We start from the raw sequence: 17,592 nt of genomic DNA on the forward strand, positions 1-17,592 counted from the left end.
CGCTTAAAACGCATTCCTGGCCGGTTTGTTGTAGTAGCTGAGCAGGGCATCGTAGCGGCGGGTGACGAGGTAATAGTCGTCACTCAGTTGCTGCGGTGGGGCGTGTTCGTGCCAGTGTTGGGTGAGCGTGCGCAAGGCTGAGAGGTACGCGTCGGCCGGCTCGTTCAGGGTGTACCAGAGAAAATGGGCTTCTTCGTCGAGCTTGTCGCCCGGATGGGTACGCACATAGGCCCGGGCGCTGTCTGCCGCCTGTTGCACGGTGTCGGCCAAGGCTGCCACGGCAGGCGGCGTCAGGCTGGCGTTGCGCATGCCTTGCTCGATCTGGTTCACGGCCTGGCGCGCGGCGATCATGTAATTGAGCACCTGCCAGTGCATGTCCCGGCCGAAGCGTGCCTCGATCAACGCCAGCTGCGCCGGGCGCACCGCCATGTCGGCCTGCTCCAGCGGCGTGCGCAGCGCGGTCGAGGCCGCCAGGTAGTCCTGGCCTTTCTCGGCCAGTTGCAACGCATACTGTTTTCTCACGGCTTCGACGAGGATTTGCTGCGCGGCAGACGCCCACTCCGGCAGCGTGACCCGATCAGCCAGCGAGGTGAAGCTGTTCAGGCTGGCCGCGTAGGTCGCGGCGGGCCCGAGCAGTGGGCTGTCGGGTTGCTGGCGCCGCAGTTTCAGGGTGTACAGCTCAGAGCAGACCGACGCGCGGATGTAGCGGGCATCGGGCTCGTTGCGGTCGCCGAATTTATCGTAGCTGCGCACTTCCTCCTGCCCGGTACTCATGAAGTAGTAGGCCAGGCGTGTTTCGCGATCGACGCGGTTTACGCAATCAATGATCGGCGCAATGGCGCTGGCCGCCGCGGTGTAGGGGCTGTCGCGCTGGTCGAGCCACAATTGCGCGTATTGCAGCGGTTTGGTGGCGCCGGCTACGCCGAGCAAGCCCAGGCCGAGCACCAGGCCGATAGGCACCAGCCATTTCGGATTCATTGCGTAGCCTCCTGTCCATACCACTGCGCCTCGGTGGCGGGGGCCTGGCACGCGGTGTCGGTGCGCGGCATGCGACTGCACAGGCGTTCGGTCCAGGGTTGCAGGCCCTGGTTGCGGGTGACGCGGTGCTGGCTGTCGAGCAGGGCCAGGCCCGCGTACAGCACAATCCCCAGGATCACCAACAGTGCCATGCCCAGTGCGGCCCAGCGCGGATTGCGCGCGGTCCACGGGGTGTGGCTGTTCATCAAGGGTCGCTTGATCACGCCGATAAGCGCCAGCACCGCCACCAGTGTCAGGCTGGCAAGCGGGCTGAAGACATACTCCAGCGTGGCCGCGAGGATCAGTCCAGGCACCAGGTCCCGTATCGGCAACAATGGCAAGTGTGTAGGGCTGAGCCAGCGGGGCAGGCGTTGACTGAGCTGCTCATCCAGCACGCGGTACTGATGGGCCAGCGGGCGCCAGGCCTGCCAGGCCACGCCGGCGCCGATCACTGCCGCGAATGCCCACAACACGCCGTAGCCCAGCGTCGGTACCACGTTGCCGGCCAGGGTTTCGGCCTTTGCCAGCGCGCCGACCAGGCAACTCAGCACCAGCGCGACGATCCACGGCCAGGTGTCCATCGCCGTGTCCCAGCCTTGCCAGAAATACACAGTGCCGCCGGGCATCGCCTCGGCCTCGGCCACGTGGTCGGCGTAGATGTCGGCGCTGAGCGCCTGGCAGGCTTTCCAGTCGTGTTCGTTGAAGCGCTGGGCGAAGGCACGCCGCTGGCCCAGGCTCAGCGGTGCCAGCAGCAACCGCGCGGCCCGTTGTTGCGGGGTGTTGGGGGCTTCGGCCGCCAGGGCACGCTGGCGCGCCATGACGATTGGCGCTTGCTGGCGCCGCAACAGCAGCGTCCACTCGTCTGCCGGGCACTCATGGCCCGCGCCGCCGTGCCAGTGCTGGCCGGCGCAGACTGCCTCGAATACGGCGCTCGACCAGTAGTGACTCTGCGCCAGCAGCCGCGCCAGCCACTGGTTGAACCACTCGGCATGTGGGTGATTGTTCACCCAAGGGTGCTCGTCGCGCGCTGCATAAGCGGCCAGGAACGCCGCCTCATCCTTGTGCTCCAGAGCCTCGCGCAGCGGTTGCTGCAAGGCCGCGCGGTGCTTGCGCTCGAGCTTCCCGACCAGCTCGGCGGGCAACTCCAGGCGCTGCCAGGCGGTCAGCCAGTTGAACGTTTCAAAGGCCCAGCGCGTGTCTTCGGGGTTGAGGTCGCCTTCGATGTCGCGCAGCAGCAGGTGGATTTCGAAGTGCAGGGCGCCGCCATTACCGAGCGCCGCCTGGTAACGCTCGGCCAGGGTCTCGCCATGGGTCTCGATGATGACTTCGTCGGCTTCCTGCGGGTCCTCGCTCCACGTCAGCGCGGCCTCATAGGCTTCGCGCAGGCGCTGGAAACCCTCGGGGTCGTCATCCGGCCGGGTCTTCTTCAGCAGCGCCGCGTAAGTGCGCTTGATCGTGCGGCTATCGGCATCCGGCGGCAGGCCAAGGACATTCCAGCAAGTCATGTGCGGTGCAACTCCCTAAACAATCGCGCGCACATTACCTGTTTTACGGGGTGATAAACCAGCGGTAGTAGGGGTTGGCGCTGTCTTGCTGCAATACATCGCGAATATCCCGGCCCCAGGCATCGCGGTCGCCGTCGTAGGCATGCAGGCTCGCGCGGTAGAACTGCAGCAGGCGTTGCTGCTCGGCGGCCACGGTGCGGGTGAAGGCTGCATCGGCGTTGACCAGCGGCGCCGGCACCCGCAGGTCGAGCAACGCCGGCAGCACCCGCGTGATCTCCTTGCTGCGCACCCATGGCGCGTATTCGATGCGCGGCTGGTCGTCGGTGACCGGCAATGCATCGGCGGCAAAGCGCTCAAGACCCTGGCGGTCGGTGACCCAGGTGGCCAGCAGCGTGGCCGCCGAATCGATACCGACGTCCGCCAGCGCGCTGCTGACGCCGGGTTGCGCAAACCGTTGGCGAATGCGTTCGGCATCCAGTTCGATGGGGTCGCGGGAGCCCACCAGCAACATCTCGTGGAATTCACTGGTCCACAGCGAGGCGTACGGGAATACGTTGAGGAAACTGCGCACCAAGGCACGGGAATCGTCGATATTCTGCGTCGGCAACGGCAGCCATTGCGCCAGCAGGCCCTGATTGCCCAGGCGCGTGGCCGCCAGTTGGTAGAAGTCCTGGGAATACAGGTTGACCACGCCGGCGGCGGAGGGCGGCGGCGGCTCCAGGGTGATCAGGTCATAGGTTTGCGGGTTGCGCAGCAGTTCCTGGCGACCGTCGCGCAGGCGCACCTCCACGCCCGGGTCACTCGCGGCGTTGTAGTTGCCCTTGAACAGCGGCGCGGCTTGCACCACGCCCGGCAACAACTCGGCAACCACACGCTGCTCCAGGCCCGGATAGCGCAACAGCGCACCGGCGGTGATACCGGTACCGAAGCCGATTACCAGCGCCGATTTGGGCTCGGCGTTATGAATCAACAACGGCAACAATGCCTGGATGCGCATGTAGCGCAGCGACGGCATGGCGTCACCGGTATTCGACACGCCCTGGATATACAGGCGCTGGAAGCTCCGCGCGCCCTGGCCCTGGGTGACCACCGCGACCGTCGCGCCACGTCCTTCCTGGTAAAACGCCACGCTGGCATTGCGCGCGCCGGGCAGCAGCTTGGCGAGCCGGTCCACCGGCGTCAGCAACGCCACCGCCAGCGACACCAGCGCCACTGCGACCACGGCCTGGCGCCGGCCTTTTTTCACGCCATGGCCACGGCGTACGGCCAAGTAACCCACCATGCAGGCGACCACGGCCAACAGGCCGAGGGTGCGCACCAGCCCCAACCAGGGAATCAGCACAAAGCCGCACAGCATCACCCCGACAATCCCGCCGAGGGTGTTGAAGGCCACCACCGCGCCGACATCGCGCCCGACCTGCTGGTTGCCGACACTCAGGCGCAAGGCCACGGGGAACGCCGCACCGAGCAACAGCGTAGGCACAAACACGATGCACAACGCCGCCACGGCAAAACGCGCGCTCATCCCGGGCAACTCACTGCCGCCCAGGCTCAACACCAACGCCTCGGCCTGGGTTTGCAGCAGCACCAGCCAACGCCCGAGCAAGGCGATTTCCAGCAGCGCCACCAGCCCCGCGCCGGCAATCAGCAGGCCAAAGACACCCCAGGGATCGCGCAGGCGCTGCACCCGATGGGCCATCAACTGGCTGCCGATAAACAGCCCGCCAAGGTAGGTGGCCAGCACCACGGCAAACGCGTAGGTACGGGTGCTCATGAACTGCACGATGGACTGCGACCACACCACTTCATACCCCAACGCCACGCCCCCGGCGATGGCGTACAACACCAGTGCCAGCCGCGCCGGCTGCACGCGATGGGCCGGCGGCACCCGCGCCGCCACCGGGTGACGCACCGACAGCAGCGCCCCCAGCGCTGCCACCAGGTTAAGCAGCGCCGCCGCCAGTGCACTGCCGCGCACACCGAATTGCGCGATCAGCACAAACGCGCTCAGCAAGGTCCCGGCAATCGCGCCCGCGGTATTCGCCGCATACAGGCGCCCACCGGCCTGGCCCAGGCCCTTGGCGTCGATGTTCAGCGAACGCACCAGTACCGGCAGCGTGCCGCCCATCAGCAGTGCTGGCAAACCAACCAGCAGGAACGGCAGCGCCCAAGCCAGCAGGCCGATGCGCTGCTCCAGCCAGGCGAACGGTTCAGCCGCCATGCCCAGGGCCAGCGTCGCGCCGACGCCAAAGACCGCGACCAGTAATTCAATCCCGGCATACAACAACAGCGGCCGTGCAGAGCGGTCCGCCAGGCGCCCGAACAGCAGCCCGCCCAAGGCCAGCCCGGCGAAAAACGCACTGATCCCGGTGGTGATCGCGTACACCTCCACGCCGACCACCAGCGACAGCTGCTTGATCCACAGCACCTGGTACACCAGGGCGGCGCTGCCGGAGATAAACAGGAGGAGGGCGGGAATGAGGATTGCGGCGGACGAGGTCACATCAATGGGCTTGCTGGCGGTGCGTGAGGTCATTGCCGAATTCCAAGGTAAGCGCAGGAACCTGTGGGCGCACGCAAGCCGGTGCCCACAGTGATCTCCAGTGATTCACAGAATGTGCCCACCCCATGCGGTGAGCACAGTGTTACCGCTAGCCCGCAGGTGCGGCCTTCATCTTCGCCTCGATTTTCTTGTCCACCGCTTCACGTATCTGGTCGATGCTGAAGCTGGCCGGTTTCTGGCTGGGCGGGTACTCGATGAACGTCTCGAGGAACTTCGCCGATTTGGTCACCGCGACCGCACCGAGGTAGACGTTCTTGGTGCTCCAGTCGTAGTACTGGTCGGAGACCACGTCCGCGCGTTCATACGGGTCCATCCTCAGGTTGAAGATCTTCGGCACCCGCAATTGCACGAAGGGCTCGCTCCAGACGCGGAAACCACCCGGCTGGCGTTGTTCGGCGAACACTACTTTCCAGTTGTCGAAGCGGACCGCCACCAGCGCTCCGTCATCGTTGAAGTAGAAGAACTCGTTACGCGCGCCCTTGGGTTGCTGGCCGGTGATGTACGGCAGTTGGTTGTAGCCGTCCAGGTGCACTTTGAAGTTGGTGCCGCCTGCCGTCGGCGCCCAGCCCTTGAGCAGCTTGTCCTTGACGTCGCCATCACCGGCGGCGGCCAGCAGGGTCGGGAACCAGTCCAGCCCCGAGACCATTTCGTTGGACACTTCACCCGCCTTGACCTTGCCCGGCCAACGGATGATCGCTGGCACCCGGTAGGCGCCTTCCCAGTTGGAGTCTTTCTCGTTGCGGAACGGCGTGGTCGCCGCGTCCGGCCAGGAGAACTGGTTCGGCCCGTTGTCGGTGGTGTAGACGACGATGGTGTTGTCGGCGATTTTCAGCTCGTCGAGGGTTTGCAGGAGCTTGCCCACATCGCCATCGTGTTCGAGCATGCCATCGGCGTACTCGTTGCCGGGCATGCCGCTCTGGCCCTTTATCGAGTCACGCACGTGCGTGAATACGTGCATGCGCGTGGTGTTCATCCACACGAAGAAGGGTTTGTTGGCTTCGGCCTGTTTCTTGATGAATGCCTGGGCCGCCGCGGTGGTTTCATCGTCGATGGTTTCCATGCGCTTGGTGGTCAAGGCACCGGTGTCTTCGATCTTGCCGTCGGCGAAGCTGTGGATCACCCCGCGCGGGGTGTTGGCCTTGACGAACTCCGCGTCGTCCTTGGGCCAGTAGGGGCGCTCGGGTTCTTCTTCGGCATTGAGGTGGTACAGGTTGCCGAAGAACTCATCGAAACCGTGGTTGGTCGGCAGGTATTCGTCGCGGTCACCGAGGTGGTTCTTGCCGAACTGCCCGGTGGAGTAGCCCAGCGACTTGAGCGCCTGGGCGATGGTGATATCACGCTTTTGCAGGCCGATTGGCGCGCCCGGGATGCCCACCTTCGACAGGCCGGTGCGCAACGGCGTCTGGCCAGTGATAAAGGACGAGCGCCCGGCCGTGCAGCTGTTCTCCGCGTAGTAGTCGGTGAACAGCATGCCTTCTTTGGCGATCCGGTCGATATTCGGGGTCTTGTAGCCCACCACGCCCATGGAATAGGCGCTGATGTTGGTCTGCCCGATATCATCGCCGAATATCACCAGGATATTCGGCTTGTCGGCGGCCCAGGCGGATGCCGAGGCCCCCAGCACCGAAGCCGCCACCAGGGCGAGCTTCGGCAGCCACTTACGTATGCGAGTCATAAGACTTGCTCCTTCTAGGGCTTGAGTCGCATTGCCTGCGACCAACGTTTTTTACAGTCCATCGCTACGTCTTGCTTATTGCACCTTCACTTGCACAGCCGGTTCGAAGGGGTAGATGCGGCGCCATTCGCTCGCCATGTCCACCACGGTCCAGTGCTGTGTCCTGGCCAGGTCCAGGGCCTTGTCCAGGCGCCCCACCTGAGAATTGCGGTCATAGGCCCACTCGCGCTTGGCGTCGGTGTGGTGGACCAGGCCCATAAAGCGCTTGCCCGAACCTGCGGCGGTCCACTGCAGCATTTGCAGGTCGCCGTCGGAGTTGCCGAAGGCCAGGATCGGCCGGCGGCCGATGATCGAGTCGATGCTTTCCGGCTTGCCCGGGCCGTCGTCGTTGTGCGCCAGCTTGGCCGTGCGCAAGACCTGTGGCTGGCCGTCCTTGAGCTGGAACTGGGTGACAAAATTCGAGCCGATCACCTGTTCCGGCGGCACGCCATACACCTCCTCGGCGAAGGCGCGCATGAACGCGGTGTCACCGCCGGAGACGATGTAGGTCTTGAACTGCTGGCTGCGCAGGTAGTCGAGCATTTCCAGCATCGGCTGGTAGATCATCTGGTCGAACGGCTTGCCGGTCTTGGGATGACGGGCCTGCTTCAACCAATTCCGGGCATTGGCGACAAAGGCCTCGGTGCTGACCCCGGTGTGGGTGGCACCGATGATTTTCAGCAGGCCGTCCATGCCGCTCTGGGCCAGGGCCTGGTGATCGTTCTCAAGCACAGCCTTGAACGGCTGGGTGGTTTTCCAATCCGGATGCTGCGGCGCCAGGCGCTTGACTTCATCGAAGGCAAACAGCACTTCGAAGTACGCCGGCTGTTCGGTCCACAGGGTGCCGTCGTTGTCGAACACGGCGATGCGTTCGGCGGGCTTCACGTAGTCCTTGGAGCCTTCGACCGTCACGGCCTGGACGAACTCGATGATCTGTTGTTTGCTCGGGCCTTCGTTCCAGGAGGGCAACGGGTCGGCAGCGAGGGCGGGCAGGCTCAGCAGGAGCAGCAGGGGCAGCAGGGGCAGGGCAGAACGCAGCGACGTCATGGGAAGTCCTTTTCGTGACGAGGGTTCAGTGCAAGCAAGCGTAGTCGACGACACACCCAGCGCAATGTCGCGCACAACGTTCGCCACAGCGGTGGAACACGTGGCCACAGGCCATGTAGCAGGTAGCCAGCCAGTACCAACAGCACCCCGGCGGCGATCCAAATCATCCACTGCCGCGACAGTTGCCAGCGGCTGTGCTGCCCGAGGGCCTTGAGGTCCTCGGCGACGGAAAACGTCGGCGTGTAGGCGCTCGCCGCCTGGGCGTCGAAGGTCAGCGCCGGAAGCTGCGCGAGTTGCAGGCGATGGTGACGGCTGTCCCACCATTTCACGCTGATCGCTGGCAGGCTGAAGTGACCGCCCTGTTGCACGCGGTACACCAACCGGTCGATACGCTGGCCGCCGGTGATGGCACCCCGGCCGTCATCCAGATTGCTGATGATCGGCGCTTGCGGGTACAGGCGCAGGCCACTGACATCTGCAGCACTGGGGGGTGGGAGCGACAGCGCCGGGGTGTCGTCGGCTTGCAGGGTCAGGGTACGCGTGAGGCTGTCGCCGACACGCAGGTCGGTGGCCGCCAGGGTCTGGCTCAGGCGCAGGTCGCTGGCAACCAGCACGGGTTCGCCGGGGGCAAAGCCTGGAGGCTGGGTGGCCTCGAACGTCAGCTGCGCACTCTGCGCACTCAGGGGCGCGCTGGCCTGGCCGGGTTGGGCGCTGACGGTCAACGCGGGCACCGTGAAACGTTGCGCCACGTTTGGAGTGATTCGGTACGCGTAGCGCATGCCGTAGAAAGTCTTGCCGTCGATCACTTGGGTGGTGTGCTCGGCCTCACCGCCGGGCGCTTGCACGCGTGCGCCGTCGAGTTTGAGCGGCGGCAACGTCGCGGCGGCGGTGAACCAGGTGTCGGTCAGTACGTCGACCTGGACTTGCAATTGCTCGCCCACCACTACGGACGCGCCCGGTATCAGCTGGGCTTGCACCCGCAGTTGCGGCTCGGCCGCCCATAACGGTCCCGCAAGCAACAGCAGCACGGCGCAATAACCCTTCATGGCTGCGTCTCCTGATCCTGCAGGCTGAATTTTCGCCGCAAAAACGTGGCCGGCGAGGTGGTCAGGTTCTGCAGCCACAACGCATCGTTACGGGCTTGCTCGGTCTGGATCGTCTTGCTCTGGCCTTTGCCGGGTGCCTTGTCGAACTTGACCTCATCGGGCTTGGCCTCGGGCGCGTTATTCGCCGCGCTCTCGGTGTCTTTTTTCAGCGCGATGGCCAGCGCGAGGTTGGCGCTGGCCTCGGGAAACACCGGCTGCAACTGTAACGCGTGTTGATAGGCGATGATGGCGTCATCGAACTTGAAGCGGCGCACGTGGATATTGCCGAGGTAGAAGGCGGCCGGCGCGGTGTCGAGGGTCGCGAAGGTGGCCTGGGCCAAGTCGTAGTCGGCGGCGTTGTAGGCGGCGATACCTTTCCAGTACGGGTCGACAAACAGCGCCGCCGCCTCGGGGTAGTGGTGGTGCTCGAAGGCCCAGCGGCCTTGCTGGTCCGGCGTGAGGAACGGATTGGCCTCGGCCTGGGTCGGCTGCAGCAACACGCCCAACAGCAACACGGCTGTCCAGTTCAGGCTCCAGCCCCGCCGCACGCTCAACAGCGCCAACAGCAACAGCGGCCAGCACAGCCAGTAACCGGCGTCTTTCCATTGCAGCAGGCGCTGCTGCTCGTCGGCGTTCTGAAAGTGCGCCTGGGCGTGCAGTTCGATCCAGTCGAGGTCATCGTCATTGAGTGTAAGGCTGCCCAGCGGCGCGTCGGTGGCCGAGGCCAATGCCTTGAGCGTGGGGCTGCTACCCAGGGCCAGCACCAACACTTGCAGCGGGCTGTCGGCCAGATGCTGCTTGAGGCTCGGCAATTGCGCGGTGTCAGCACCGTCGGTGATCAGCAGCAGGGTGCCGGGAGCGTTGTCCAGCAAGCGCTTGGCCTGATCGATCACGGCGGCCACATTCTTGCCGGGCTGGCTGATCAGGTCGGTGGCCAACGCCTGGATGAAGGTGTCGAGCAATGCCGGGTCATCGGTGGGTGGCAGTACCAGGTGGGCGCTGCCGGCGTACACCAGCAGCGCAGTGCGTGCGCCTTTGCGCCGCTGCACCAGGTCGTGCAGCATGTGCTGGGCGGCGCGCAGGCGTGTCGGTGGCACATCGGCGGTGTCCATCGAGGGCGACAGGTCGACGGCGATAATCAGCGGTGCGCGGTTTTCGAGGAAGTCCGGGCGATCCTGTTCCCAGGTCGGCCCGGCAGCGGCGATGGCGCCGAGCATCAGCAGGGCGCTGAGCACGTGCACCGGGCGCAGGCGATGGCGATCGGTGGGCGTCAGCAGTAAGTGCGGCAACAGATGGGGCGCGATATTTGCGCGCAGGCGCCGCTGCAAGTCGCGGCTGCGCCGCCAGATCAACGGCAGCAACACGCCAACAAGCGCCAGCAGCAGCCAGGCGGGGCGCAGGAAATGGAAGTCAGCGAGATTCATCTGCGACCCTCCGGTGCGGCCAGCCGGCGGCGATCAGGTGATACACCGCCAACATCGCCAGCGCCGCCGCCAACGGCCACCAGAACAGATCGCGCTTGGGCTGGTGGCTCAGCGTCTTGACCTGATGCGGGGTGATCGTATCCAGGGTGGCGTAGACCTGGGCCAGGCTGTCACGGTCCTCGGCGCGGAAATAGCGGCCGCCGGTGGCCGAGGCAATCGCTTGCAGCGTGCCCAGGTCGACCTTGGCCTCGCCGCTGGCCTGCGGGTCGCCAATCGCAATGGTATGGATGATCACGCCCTTGGCGGCGGCCATCTCGGCGGCGTGGTCGGGTGGGATTGCGCTGCTGGTGTCGTTGCCGTCGGTGAGCAGGATCAGCACTTTCTGCGGCTCATGGGCCTGGTCCAGCAGCTTCAGGCCCAGCCCGATGGCATCGCCGATGGCGGTATTCGGCCCGGCCATGCCGATGCCGCTGTCGTCCAGCAGCAGCGACAGGCTGGTGTGATCGAGGGTCAATGGCGCCTGGGGATAGGCGCCGCTGCCGAACAGGATCAGGCCGATGCGGTCATCCTTGCGCTGCTGGATAAAGCCATGCACCACCTGTTTGACGGCGGCCAGGCGGTCGATCTTGTGTCCGTCGGCGTCGTTGAAGTCCTGGGTTTCCATGGACTGGGAAATATCGATGGCGAGCATCAGGTCGCGCACCGGTTGCTGGCGTTCGATGGGTTTTTCCACCCACACCGGGCGGGCGATAGCCACGACCAGCAAGGCCCAGACCAGCAGGTTCAGCAGCAGTTGGGCGCGATTGTGCCGCGCGCCGCTGTTGGACGGTACGGCGCCGACGGCCTCGGTCATGCCACTGAAAAACGGCACGCGCACGGCGCTGCGGGCTTCACGGTAGTGCGGCAAATAGCGGTAGGCCAGCCATGGCAATGGCAGCAACAGCAGCAGCCAGGGGTAATCAAGCTGCCACATGGTGATGCTCCACCCAGGCTTTGCACTGGGCCAGCAAGTGCGCGTCCGCCGCCGCTGTGCCGTAGGCCAGTGCACCCAGGCGCTGGCTGAGGTCAGCGGGCACGGGCGCGCCGGCGTGGCGCTGCAGGAAGGCTTGCCAGTCGGCGCCGCTCAAGGTCGGCACGCGCTGGCGTTCCTCGGCGCGCAGTGGCATCGACAGCGCGACGCGCTTGAGCAGTTCGGGCAGCTCGCGCATATCCTGCAGGGCATTCAGGCGTGCCAGGGCTTCGCGCCGGTACGCATCACGTCGCCAACGCAGCCACCTGCGCGCGGCCAGTATCAGCACGCCCAGCACTACCACACCCAGCAGCACGCCCCAGCCCCAGGTCTGCGGCCAATAGCTGACCGGCGCGGGCAAGCCCAACTCCTGGAGTTGCTCGATGCTCGGTACCGGCGTGCTCACCGGCGTCTCCCCAATTCGCTGCGCAATTGATCGACGGCGGGCAGGGCCGTGCTGATCATCAGCAAGGGCACCTGGCTGCGGCGCAACAGACTCGCGACCGCCTTCAAACGCCCGCCGAGAAAATCGCCCAAAGGTTGGCGCACCTGGCGCTTGCTCACCTCCAGCGTCACCTGCAACTGGCCCTGGGTCACGACCAATTGTCCCCGGCTGGGCACGTTGAGCGCCAGCGGGTCGTAGACCTGCAGCGCCACCACATCGTTATGCGCCGACAGTTGCTGCAGCAGTTGCAAGGTGCGCGGTCCGGCACCGGCGAAATCACTGACCAGGCAGATCAAGTGGTCGTGGCCGGCCACCGCCAGGCAGTGTTGCAGGACCTTGTCCAGCTGGCTGTCGCCGTCGCCATCGGCGTTGCTCGCCTTCAACTCGCGATTCTGCTCGGCGATACGGCTGCACAGCGCTTCCACACGCTTGCGGCTGCGCAACGGCGCGACACTGTCGATGCGTGCATCATTGAACACCAGGCCGCCGACCCGGTCCCCGGCGTTGAACACCATCCACGCCGCCAGCGCGCCCAGCTCGGCGGCGACCGCCGACTTGAAGCTGCGCACCGAACCGAAAAACATCGACATGCGCTGGTCCACCACGATCAGCGCCGGGCGGTCGCGCTCTTCGGTGAAGGTGCGCACCACCGGTTTGCCGGTGCGCAGGGACGCGCGCCAGTCCAGGTGGCGCAAATCGTCACCCGGCTGGTAGCGGCGCAGCTCGTCGAAATTCAAGCCACGCCCGCGCAGGCGTGAGGCATGGTTGCCGGCCAGAATGCTGCCCTGGGGCTGGCGCGAAACGAAACTCAGGTCGCGCGCCTGGAATTGCAAGGCCATCAATTGCGCCAGGCTGACGTAGACGAAGCCGTCGGCGTTCATGCCGGAATCGCCACTTTGCTCAGCAGGCGGTCGAGTACCTGATCGGCGCTGACGCCATCGGCCACGGCGTCGTAGCTCAGTTGCAGGCGATGCCGCAGCACCGGGTGCGCCACCGCCTGCACATTCGCCGGGGTGACAAAGGCCTGGCCCTGCAACCAGGCGTCGGCCCGTGCGCAGCGGTCCAGGCCGATGCCACCGCGCGGACTGGCGCCGAGGCTGATCCAGCGTGCCAGGTCGGCATCGTAGTCGGCGGGATGGCGGGTGGCGTTGATCAGGTCGATCAGGTAGCGATCGATAGCGGGGGACACCTGCACCGCGCTGACGGCGTGGCGGGCGGCGAAGATCACTTCCTGGGCCAAGGTAAAGCCCTGCACGGCCTGGGTGGTGGCCGCCTGTTCTTCCTCACGCAGCAGGCGCAGGACCTGGGTTTCATTCTCGGCACTGGGGTAGTCCAGCAGCACCTTCATCACAAAACGGTCCATCTGCGCCTCCGGCAACGGGTAGGTGCCTTCCTGCTCGATAGGGTTTTGCGTGGCGACCACGATAAACAGCTGCGGCAACACATGACTGGCGCCGGCCACGGTGATTTGCCGTTCTTCCATGGCCTCCAGCAGCGCCGCCTGGACCTTGGCCGTGGCGCGGTTGATCTCGTCGGCAAGGATCAGGTTGCCGAACAAGGGGCCGGGCTGGAAGCGGATCTGGTTCTGGCCGTCGACCTGGTGCAGCACTTCGGCGCCGGTGATGTCCGAGGGCAGCAGGTCAGGGGTGAACTGGATACGGCTCATTTTCGCGTCCAGGTGCCGCGCCAGCGCCTTGACCGTGCGGGTCTTGGCCAGTCCCGGCAGGCTTTCGAGCAACAGGTGCCCGTTGGCCAACAGGCCCAGCAGGATCTGGCGGATCACCTGGTCCTGGCCGAGCACACTTTGCGCCATGCTGGCTTGCAAGGCTTTCACATCATCGAGCGCTGTCATGCCAATCATCCTTGAAACGGTGGGTCACCAGGGAGCGGCGACCACGATGTATTGCACGGAACTGCCGACGTATCGCGGCTGGTACCAGGTTGGCCCGCAATGCTGGTAGGCCACGCCGTTGGCGACCACCGAGACACAATCCGGCGGCACGCTGCTGACCTGGGTGCCGATCGCCAGGATGGTCGCGGTGGTGGCGCCGACCACGGCTGCCCCCGCCCAGGGGTGATACCAGTCATCCGGGTGCGGCGGTGGTGGCGGAGGGGGCGGGGGCGGCATCGGATAGGGATGCGGTCCAGGCCCCGGATGAGGTTGCGGCCCTGGATTCGGATGGGGCTGCGGGTGCGGCGCCGGATGCGGCGGTATCGGCCGTGGCGCCGGCATCGGGTGCGGTGGCGGCGGCCGGTAGCCACCGCCGCCGGGATGCGGCACCACAAATGTGCGAGCGCCACCGCCACCGCGCAATTGCCAGGCCTGGGCCACCAGCGGGTCGAACAGCGTCAACACCAGGCTGGCCGTGAGTACCGCCGCCGTGGTCTTCATGGCTGTTCTCCCTGCGGCTCCAACTGCTGCAGTGGGACGGCACGCGCACCCGCCGGCGCGATGAATTCAAAATCCCTGGCCGCCAGCGCAGGGCTGAGCTGCCATTGATAGTCGACGCTGTGGCGCGGCTGTTCGGCGCTGTCGCGGCGGCTGATCACCAGGCGACACGGCAGCGGTTGCGGGCCCTGGCGCACCCACAGTTGCCAGTCGATATCCGGCTGGCGAAAGGCATAGTGGTCACAGGCCTTGCCGTCCAGGCTGTCCTGCCCGATTAGCAGTGCGCTGCGCAGGCCCACGGCCTTGGCGGTGCCGGGGTTCCAGCGAAACAGGTCGGCCAGCGGCAACTCGATGCCGTAGCGCTCGCTCAACTGGTCGAGCAAACCGCTGATGTCTGCCGGGGCGTCCTGGCTGGCGAAGTAACCGCTGCGGCTATCGAACAGGGTAAAACGCCTGCCGTTGTAGAACAGGCTGCGGCGCTTGCCGTCGCTCTCGACCGTCACCTGCAGCTTGTCCGGCCGCTTGGCGAGCAGGCGGGTGTGATGGCGAAACTCGATGACCTGGCCATTTTCCAGCACTTGGTCGGTACGGCTGTCAGCCTCGATGCGAAATTGCTGCAGGCTGCGCAAGTAGCCGCCCATCTGCTCCAGGGCGCTGAGGGCCTTGGGCTCCAGCTCGTCGGCCGAGGCGCCATTGGCGGCCAGCAGCAAGCTGATCAAGACCATGCGTGTGCGATGAAAACGGGACATGGCGCACCTCGTTCAAAGCATGAAAGTGGGAATTACCGGGATGAACGACACGCGGAAATTCCAGCTACTGCTGATCAGGTCGCCCCCTTGCAATTCACCGGGGCGCTGACGTCGCTCACCGGCAGGCGGTTGATCCGGTTCCAGTCGACACCCAGCGAAATCGGGACAGCCGGCATGGAGCTGCCGAAGTCGGGCAGGTTGGCGGCCGACAGGTTGAAACTGCCGAGCAGGCCGACCCACAGTGAGGCGTCGCGTAACGTTCTCACCAGACGTACTGCAGGCGGAAGGTCCAGGTGTTCACGTCCGGCGAGCCACGGCGCTCGGACACGGTGTCGGAGTAGGCCAGCAAGCCGCCAAACTGTGGCGAGAGCATGAAGCCCAGGCTTGCACCGAGCAGGGCGTTTTCCTGTTTGTTGTCCTGCCAGTCGCCGTCGATGCGGCTTTCGCCACCCCGGCTGTAGGTGGCGTCCAGCGAGGCCCATAACGCACGGTTGAAGGTGTAGCTGTAATGGCCTTCGATGGCGTACAGCGGCTTTTGCTCGAGCTTGCTGTCGCCGTGGTAATCCTTGTTATCGCCAAACAGCGAGACCCAGGTGTTGATTTCCAGCCAGGTCGGGCCGATGGGGGTGCCGAAGCCGAGTTCCGGCTTGAATACCCAGCGGTTGGAACCGATGTTGATGATGCGGTCTTTGTCGTAGTCACCGGTGGGCGCGGTGATCCACAGCGCGCCGGTCAGGAAGGTCTCGGGTTTCCAGCTGGCAAACTCTTCGGCGGTCAGCGCCGGGCCACCGAAGATGTTGTGCGCAAACACGATCTGGGCGTCGCCCATGCCGCCGTTGTGCTTGGTACCGTCGAAGAAGCGCGCATTGTCGAACGACGCCGAGACATCCGCGTACGGCTGGATGAACTGAATGGCACTGTTGCGCCCGTCAATGCCGAACGAGCGCGCGTAGCGGAACAGGTAGAGGTCGGCATTCAACGACAGGCCGGTGATCGGCAGCGTGGTGTCGATGGGGGTGTTGGTGTCGACTCGGTTGTAATAGCCGAACACCATGTTCAAGTCGGTGGGCGTGTTCTGCCAGTCCCTGGCGTTGTCGGCAAATCCCATGCCCGGCACCAGGGCCAATGTCGATGCACAGAACGCACTCAGTCGGGCACGTGAAATCATGGCGCTACTCCTTGTCGGCCTGATATCTGGGGCTACATGCCCGGTCTACCCCTGTTGCGACCGGGCAGGCAGTGTTACTTCAACGGGGTCAAGGGTGGCAGTTTCCATTGACCATTACCCACCTCAGGCTTGGGCAGGTAAATCCGCAGTACCGCGTAAAACGGACCGGGTGGGGCCGGCAGCCAGTTGCTCTGCTCGGCCTTCGGTGGTTCGTGATGCTGCAACGCCAGGGTCAGGCCGCCATCGGCGTCCAGTTTGAGGTTGGGCAGCATGCGCGAATTGATCAGGTAGCGTTTCTTGTGGTTGGGCACCAGCAGCTTGGTCTTGCCGTCGTACATGGTCAGCGACCAGAACGCGTCGGCCGGTGGCAGCTGGTCCTTGGCGAAATGCACGGTGTAGCTGTGGCGTGCGCCGTTGGCCGGCTTGCCTTCGCTGTCGACGAAGTAACCCAGGTAGGCGGCCTCATCGGTGGAATTGCCGAAAATCCCCATGTCCGCACCGGCGTAGCGGTACAGGTAGTTGTTCTGCAGGTGATCGCGGCTGCCGAACAGGTCACCGCTGCTGACCTGGTGGGTGTCGACCTTGTCTTTCTTGAAGGCGGCGAATTCGGCGCGGGCGTCGGCAATCCCTTCTTCCAGGGACTTGCGCTGTTCAGCCGTCAGGTCCTTGACCTTGAACGGCGCGCCGGGGGCGATACCGATCTTGGCAAAGCGCGCCAGCAGGTCTTTTTCACTGTCCTGGGGGGCGGCGAAGGCCAGCATGAAGTTCAGGTAGCGAAACAGCTGCGGGCCTTCGGTCATGGTCGCCATGGGCTTGGGCCATTCGATCTTCGGTGCCTTGGCCGGCGCCGCTTGCTTCACGTAGCTGCTCAGCGGCTGCACCTTGTAGCCATTCTGGATCTGCTTGACCTTGTTCAGGTCCTTCTCGTCAAACAGTTGCGTGCGGTACAGGGCATAGGCGATGTTGCTTTCGCTGTAGACCACGCGGTCGATGTCGACCGGCTGCTGACCTTTCCAGTCCGGGCCGGCGATCATGTAGTGGCCGCCGTTATTGCCGGTGCTGCGCGTGCCCAGGTAGGCGAAGTTCTGCGTGTAGAGGTCGATCAACTGCACCGAGTAGTAACGGTTGTCTTCGATCTTGGGCAGGGTCAGCACTTGCGGCTCGCTGCGCAGGTCCAGCCAGACAAAGGAGTAGGGCGTGTCCGAGTTCGGGGTGACGAAAGCGCTGTCCTTGGGCGTGAAGACCTGGGCGGTGTTGCCGATATGGTTGAACGGTGCCTTGAAGTTGGCACCGCCCTTGTCGACGGCTTGGGTGTAGAGCGTCTTGTACATTTCCACCACCGGGTAGCCATACAAGTAGGCTTCCTTGGCAATGGCCCGGGCTTCGCTGGGCGTCGCGGTGAAATCGGCCCAGGCGCCGGTACTCATGAGTATCGAGAGGCTCGCCAACAGCAGGCGCGTCGGTTTTCTGATCATGT

At 65.0% G+C, this 17,592-nt stretch carries 16 protein-coding genes; all 16 read right to left on the reverse strand.

Annotation, left to right across the window (positions count from 1 at the left end):
* Positions 1 to 3 precede the first annotated feature (3 nt).
* Complete coding sequence (locus tag QMX97_RS09910) at positions 4 to 978, reverse strand: DUF3829 domain-containing protein (protein ID WP_282396809.1); 975 nt, start codon at positions 976 to 978, stop codon at positions 4 to 6.
* Complete coding sequence (locus QMX97_RS09915) at positions 975 to 2,522, reverse strand: J domain-containing protein (RefSeq protein ID WP_282396810.1); 1,548 nt, start codon at positions 2,520 to 2,522, stop codon at positions 975 to 977. Before QMX97_RS09915 ends, QMX97_RS09910 begins: the two co-directional genes overlap by 4 nt.
* A 43-nt stretch (positions 2,523 to 2,565) precedes the next feature.
* Positions 2,566 to 5,058: a fused MFS/spermidine synthase gene (locus QMX97_RS09920; protein WP_282396811.1), complete on the reverse strand. Its 2,493-nt coding sequence runs from the start codon at positions 5,056 to 5,058 to the stop codon at positions 2,566 to 2,568.
* Positions 5,059 to 5,173: 115 nt separating this feature from the next.
* Positions 5,174 to 6,760 (reverse strand): arylsulfatase, encoded by a 1,587-nt coding sequence (locus QMX97_RS09925; RefSeq protein WP_262135261.1) that lies wholly within the window; start codon positions 6,758 to 6,760, stop codon positions 5,174 to 5,176.
* Positions 6,761 to 6,835: 75 nt separating this feature from the next.
* Positions 6,836 to 7,846 carry an HAD family hydrolase gene (locus QMX97_RS09930; protein WP_282396812.1) on the reverse strand — a complete coding sequence of 337 codons (1,011 nt, stop codon included), beginning with the start codon at positions 7,844 to 7,846 and terminating at the stop codon, positions 6,836 to 6,838.
* A complete protein-coding gene (locus tag QMX97_RS09935; protein ID WP_282396813.1) occupies positions 7,843 to 8,892 on the reverse strand; it encodes a hypothetical protein in 1,050 nt (349 codons plus the stop codon). The genes QMX97_RS09930 and QMX97_RS09935 overlap by 4 nt, the downstream gene beginning before the upstream one ends.
* Positions 8,889 to 10,355 carry a VWA domain-containing protein gene (locus QMX97_RS09940; RefSeq protein WP_282396814.1) on the reverse strand — a complete coding sequence of 489 codons (1,467 nt, stop codon included), beginning with the start codon at positions 10,353 to 10,355 and terminating at the stop codon, positions 8,889 to 8,891. Before QMX97_RS09940 ends, QMX97_RS09935 begins: the two co-directional genes overlap by 4 nt.
* Positions 10,342 to 11,328, reverse strand: a complete 987-nt coding sequence (locus QMX97_RS09945; RefSeq protein ID WP_282396815.1) for a VWA domain-containing protein — start codon at positions 11,326 to 11,328, stop codon at positions 10,342 to 10,344. The genes QMX97_RS09940 and QMX97_RS09945 overlap by 14 nt, the downstream gene beginning before the upstream one ends.
* Positions 11,315 to 11,770: a DUF4381 domain-containing protein gene (locus QMX97_RS09950; RefSeq protein ID WP_282396816.1), complete on the reverse strand. Its 456-nt coding sequence runs from the start codon at positions 11,768 to 11,770 to the stop codon at positions 11,315 to 11,317. Before QMX97_RS09950 ends, QMX97_RS09945 begins: the two co-directional genes overlap by 14 nt.
* Positions 11,767 to 12,690, reverse strand: a complete 924-nt coding sequence (locus QMX97_RS09955; RefSeq protein WP_282396817.1) for a DUF58 domain-containing protein — start codon at positions 12,688 to 12,690, stop codon at positions 11,767 to 11,769. The genes QMX97_RS09950 and QMX97_RS09955 overlap by 4 nt, the downstream gene beginning before the upstream one ends.
* Complete coding sequence (locus tag QMX97_RS09960) at positions 12,687 to 13,661, reverse strand: MoxR family ATPase (RefSeq protein WP_282396818.1); 975 nt, start codon at positions 13,659 to 13,661, stop codon at positions 12,687 to 12,689. Before QMX97_RS09960 ends, QMX97_RS09955 begins: the two co-directional genes overlap by 4 nt.
* Positions 13,662 to 13,685: 24 nt before the next feature.
* The gene (locus tag QMX97_RS09965) at positions 13,686 to 14,201 is read right to left on the reverse strand and encodes a hypothetical protein (RefSeq protein ID WP_282396819.1); all 516 of its coding nucleotides are present in this window, start codon (positions 14,199 to 14,201) and stop codon (positions 13,686 to 13,688) included.
* Positions 14,198 to 14,947: a DUF2092 domain-containing protein gene (locus QMX97_RS09970; RefSeq protein WP_282396820.1), complete on the reverse strand. Its 750-nt coding sequence runs from the start codon at positions 14,945 to 14,947 to the stop codon at positions 14,198 to 14,200. The genes QMX97_RS09965 and QMX97_RS09970 overlap by 4 nt, the downstream gene beginning before the upstream one ends.
* A gap of 74 nt (positions 14,948 to 15,021) precedes the next feature.
* Positions 15,022 to 15,213 carry a hypothetical protein gene (locus tag QMX97_RS09975; protein ID WP_282396821.1) on the reverse strand — a complete coding sequence of 64 codons (192 nt, stop codon included), beginning with the start codon at positions 15,211 to 15,213 and terminating at the stop codon, positions 15,022 to 15,024.
* Positions 15,210 to 16,115, reverse strand: a complete 906-nt coding sequence (locus tag QMX97_RS09980) for a transporter (protein ID WP_282396822.1) — start codon at positions 16,113 to 16,115, stop codon at positions 15,210 to 15,212. Before QMX97_RS09980 ends, QMX97_RS09975 begins: the two co-directional genes overlap by 4 nt.
* 74 nt (positions 16,116 to 16,189) lie before the next feature.
* A complete protein-coding gene (locus tag QMX97_RS09985) occupies positions 16,190 to 17,590 on the reverse strand; it encodes a DUF1254 domain-containing protein (RefSeq protein WP_065905394.1) in 1,401 nt (466 codons plus the stop codon).
* Positions 17,591 to 17,592: the final 2 nt, after the last annotated feature.

It is taken from the genome of Pseudomonas sp. PS01298 (genome assembly GCF_029959745.1).
Classification (GTDB): Bacteria; Pseudomonadota; Gammaproteobacteria; order Pseudomonadales; family Pseudomonadaceae; genus Aquipseudomonas; species Aquipseudomonas aylmerensis.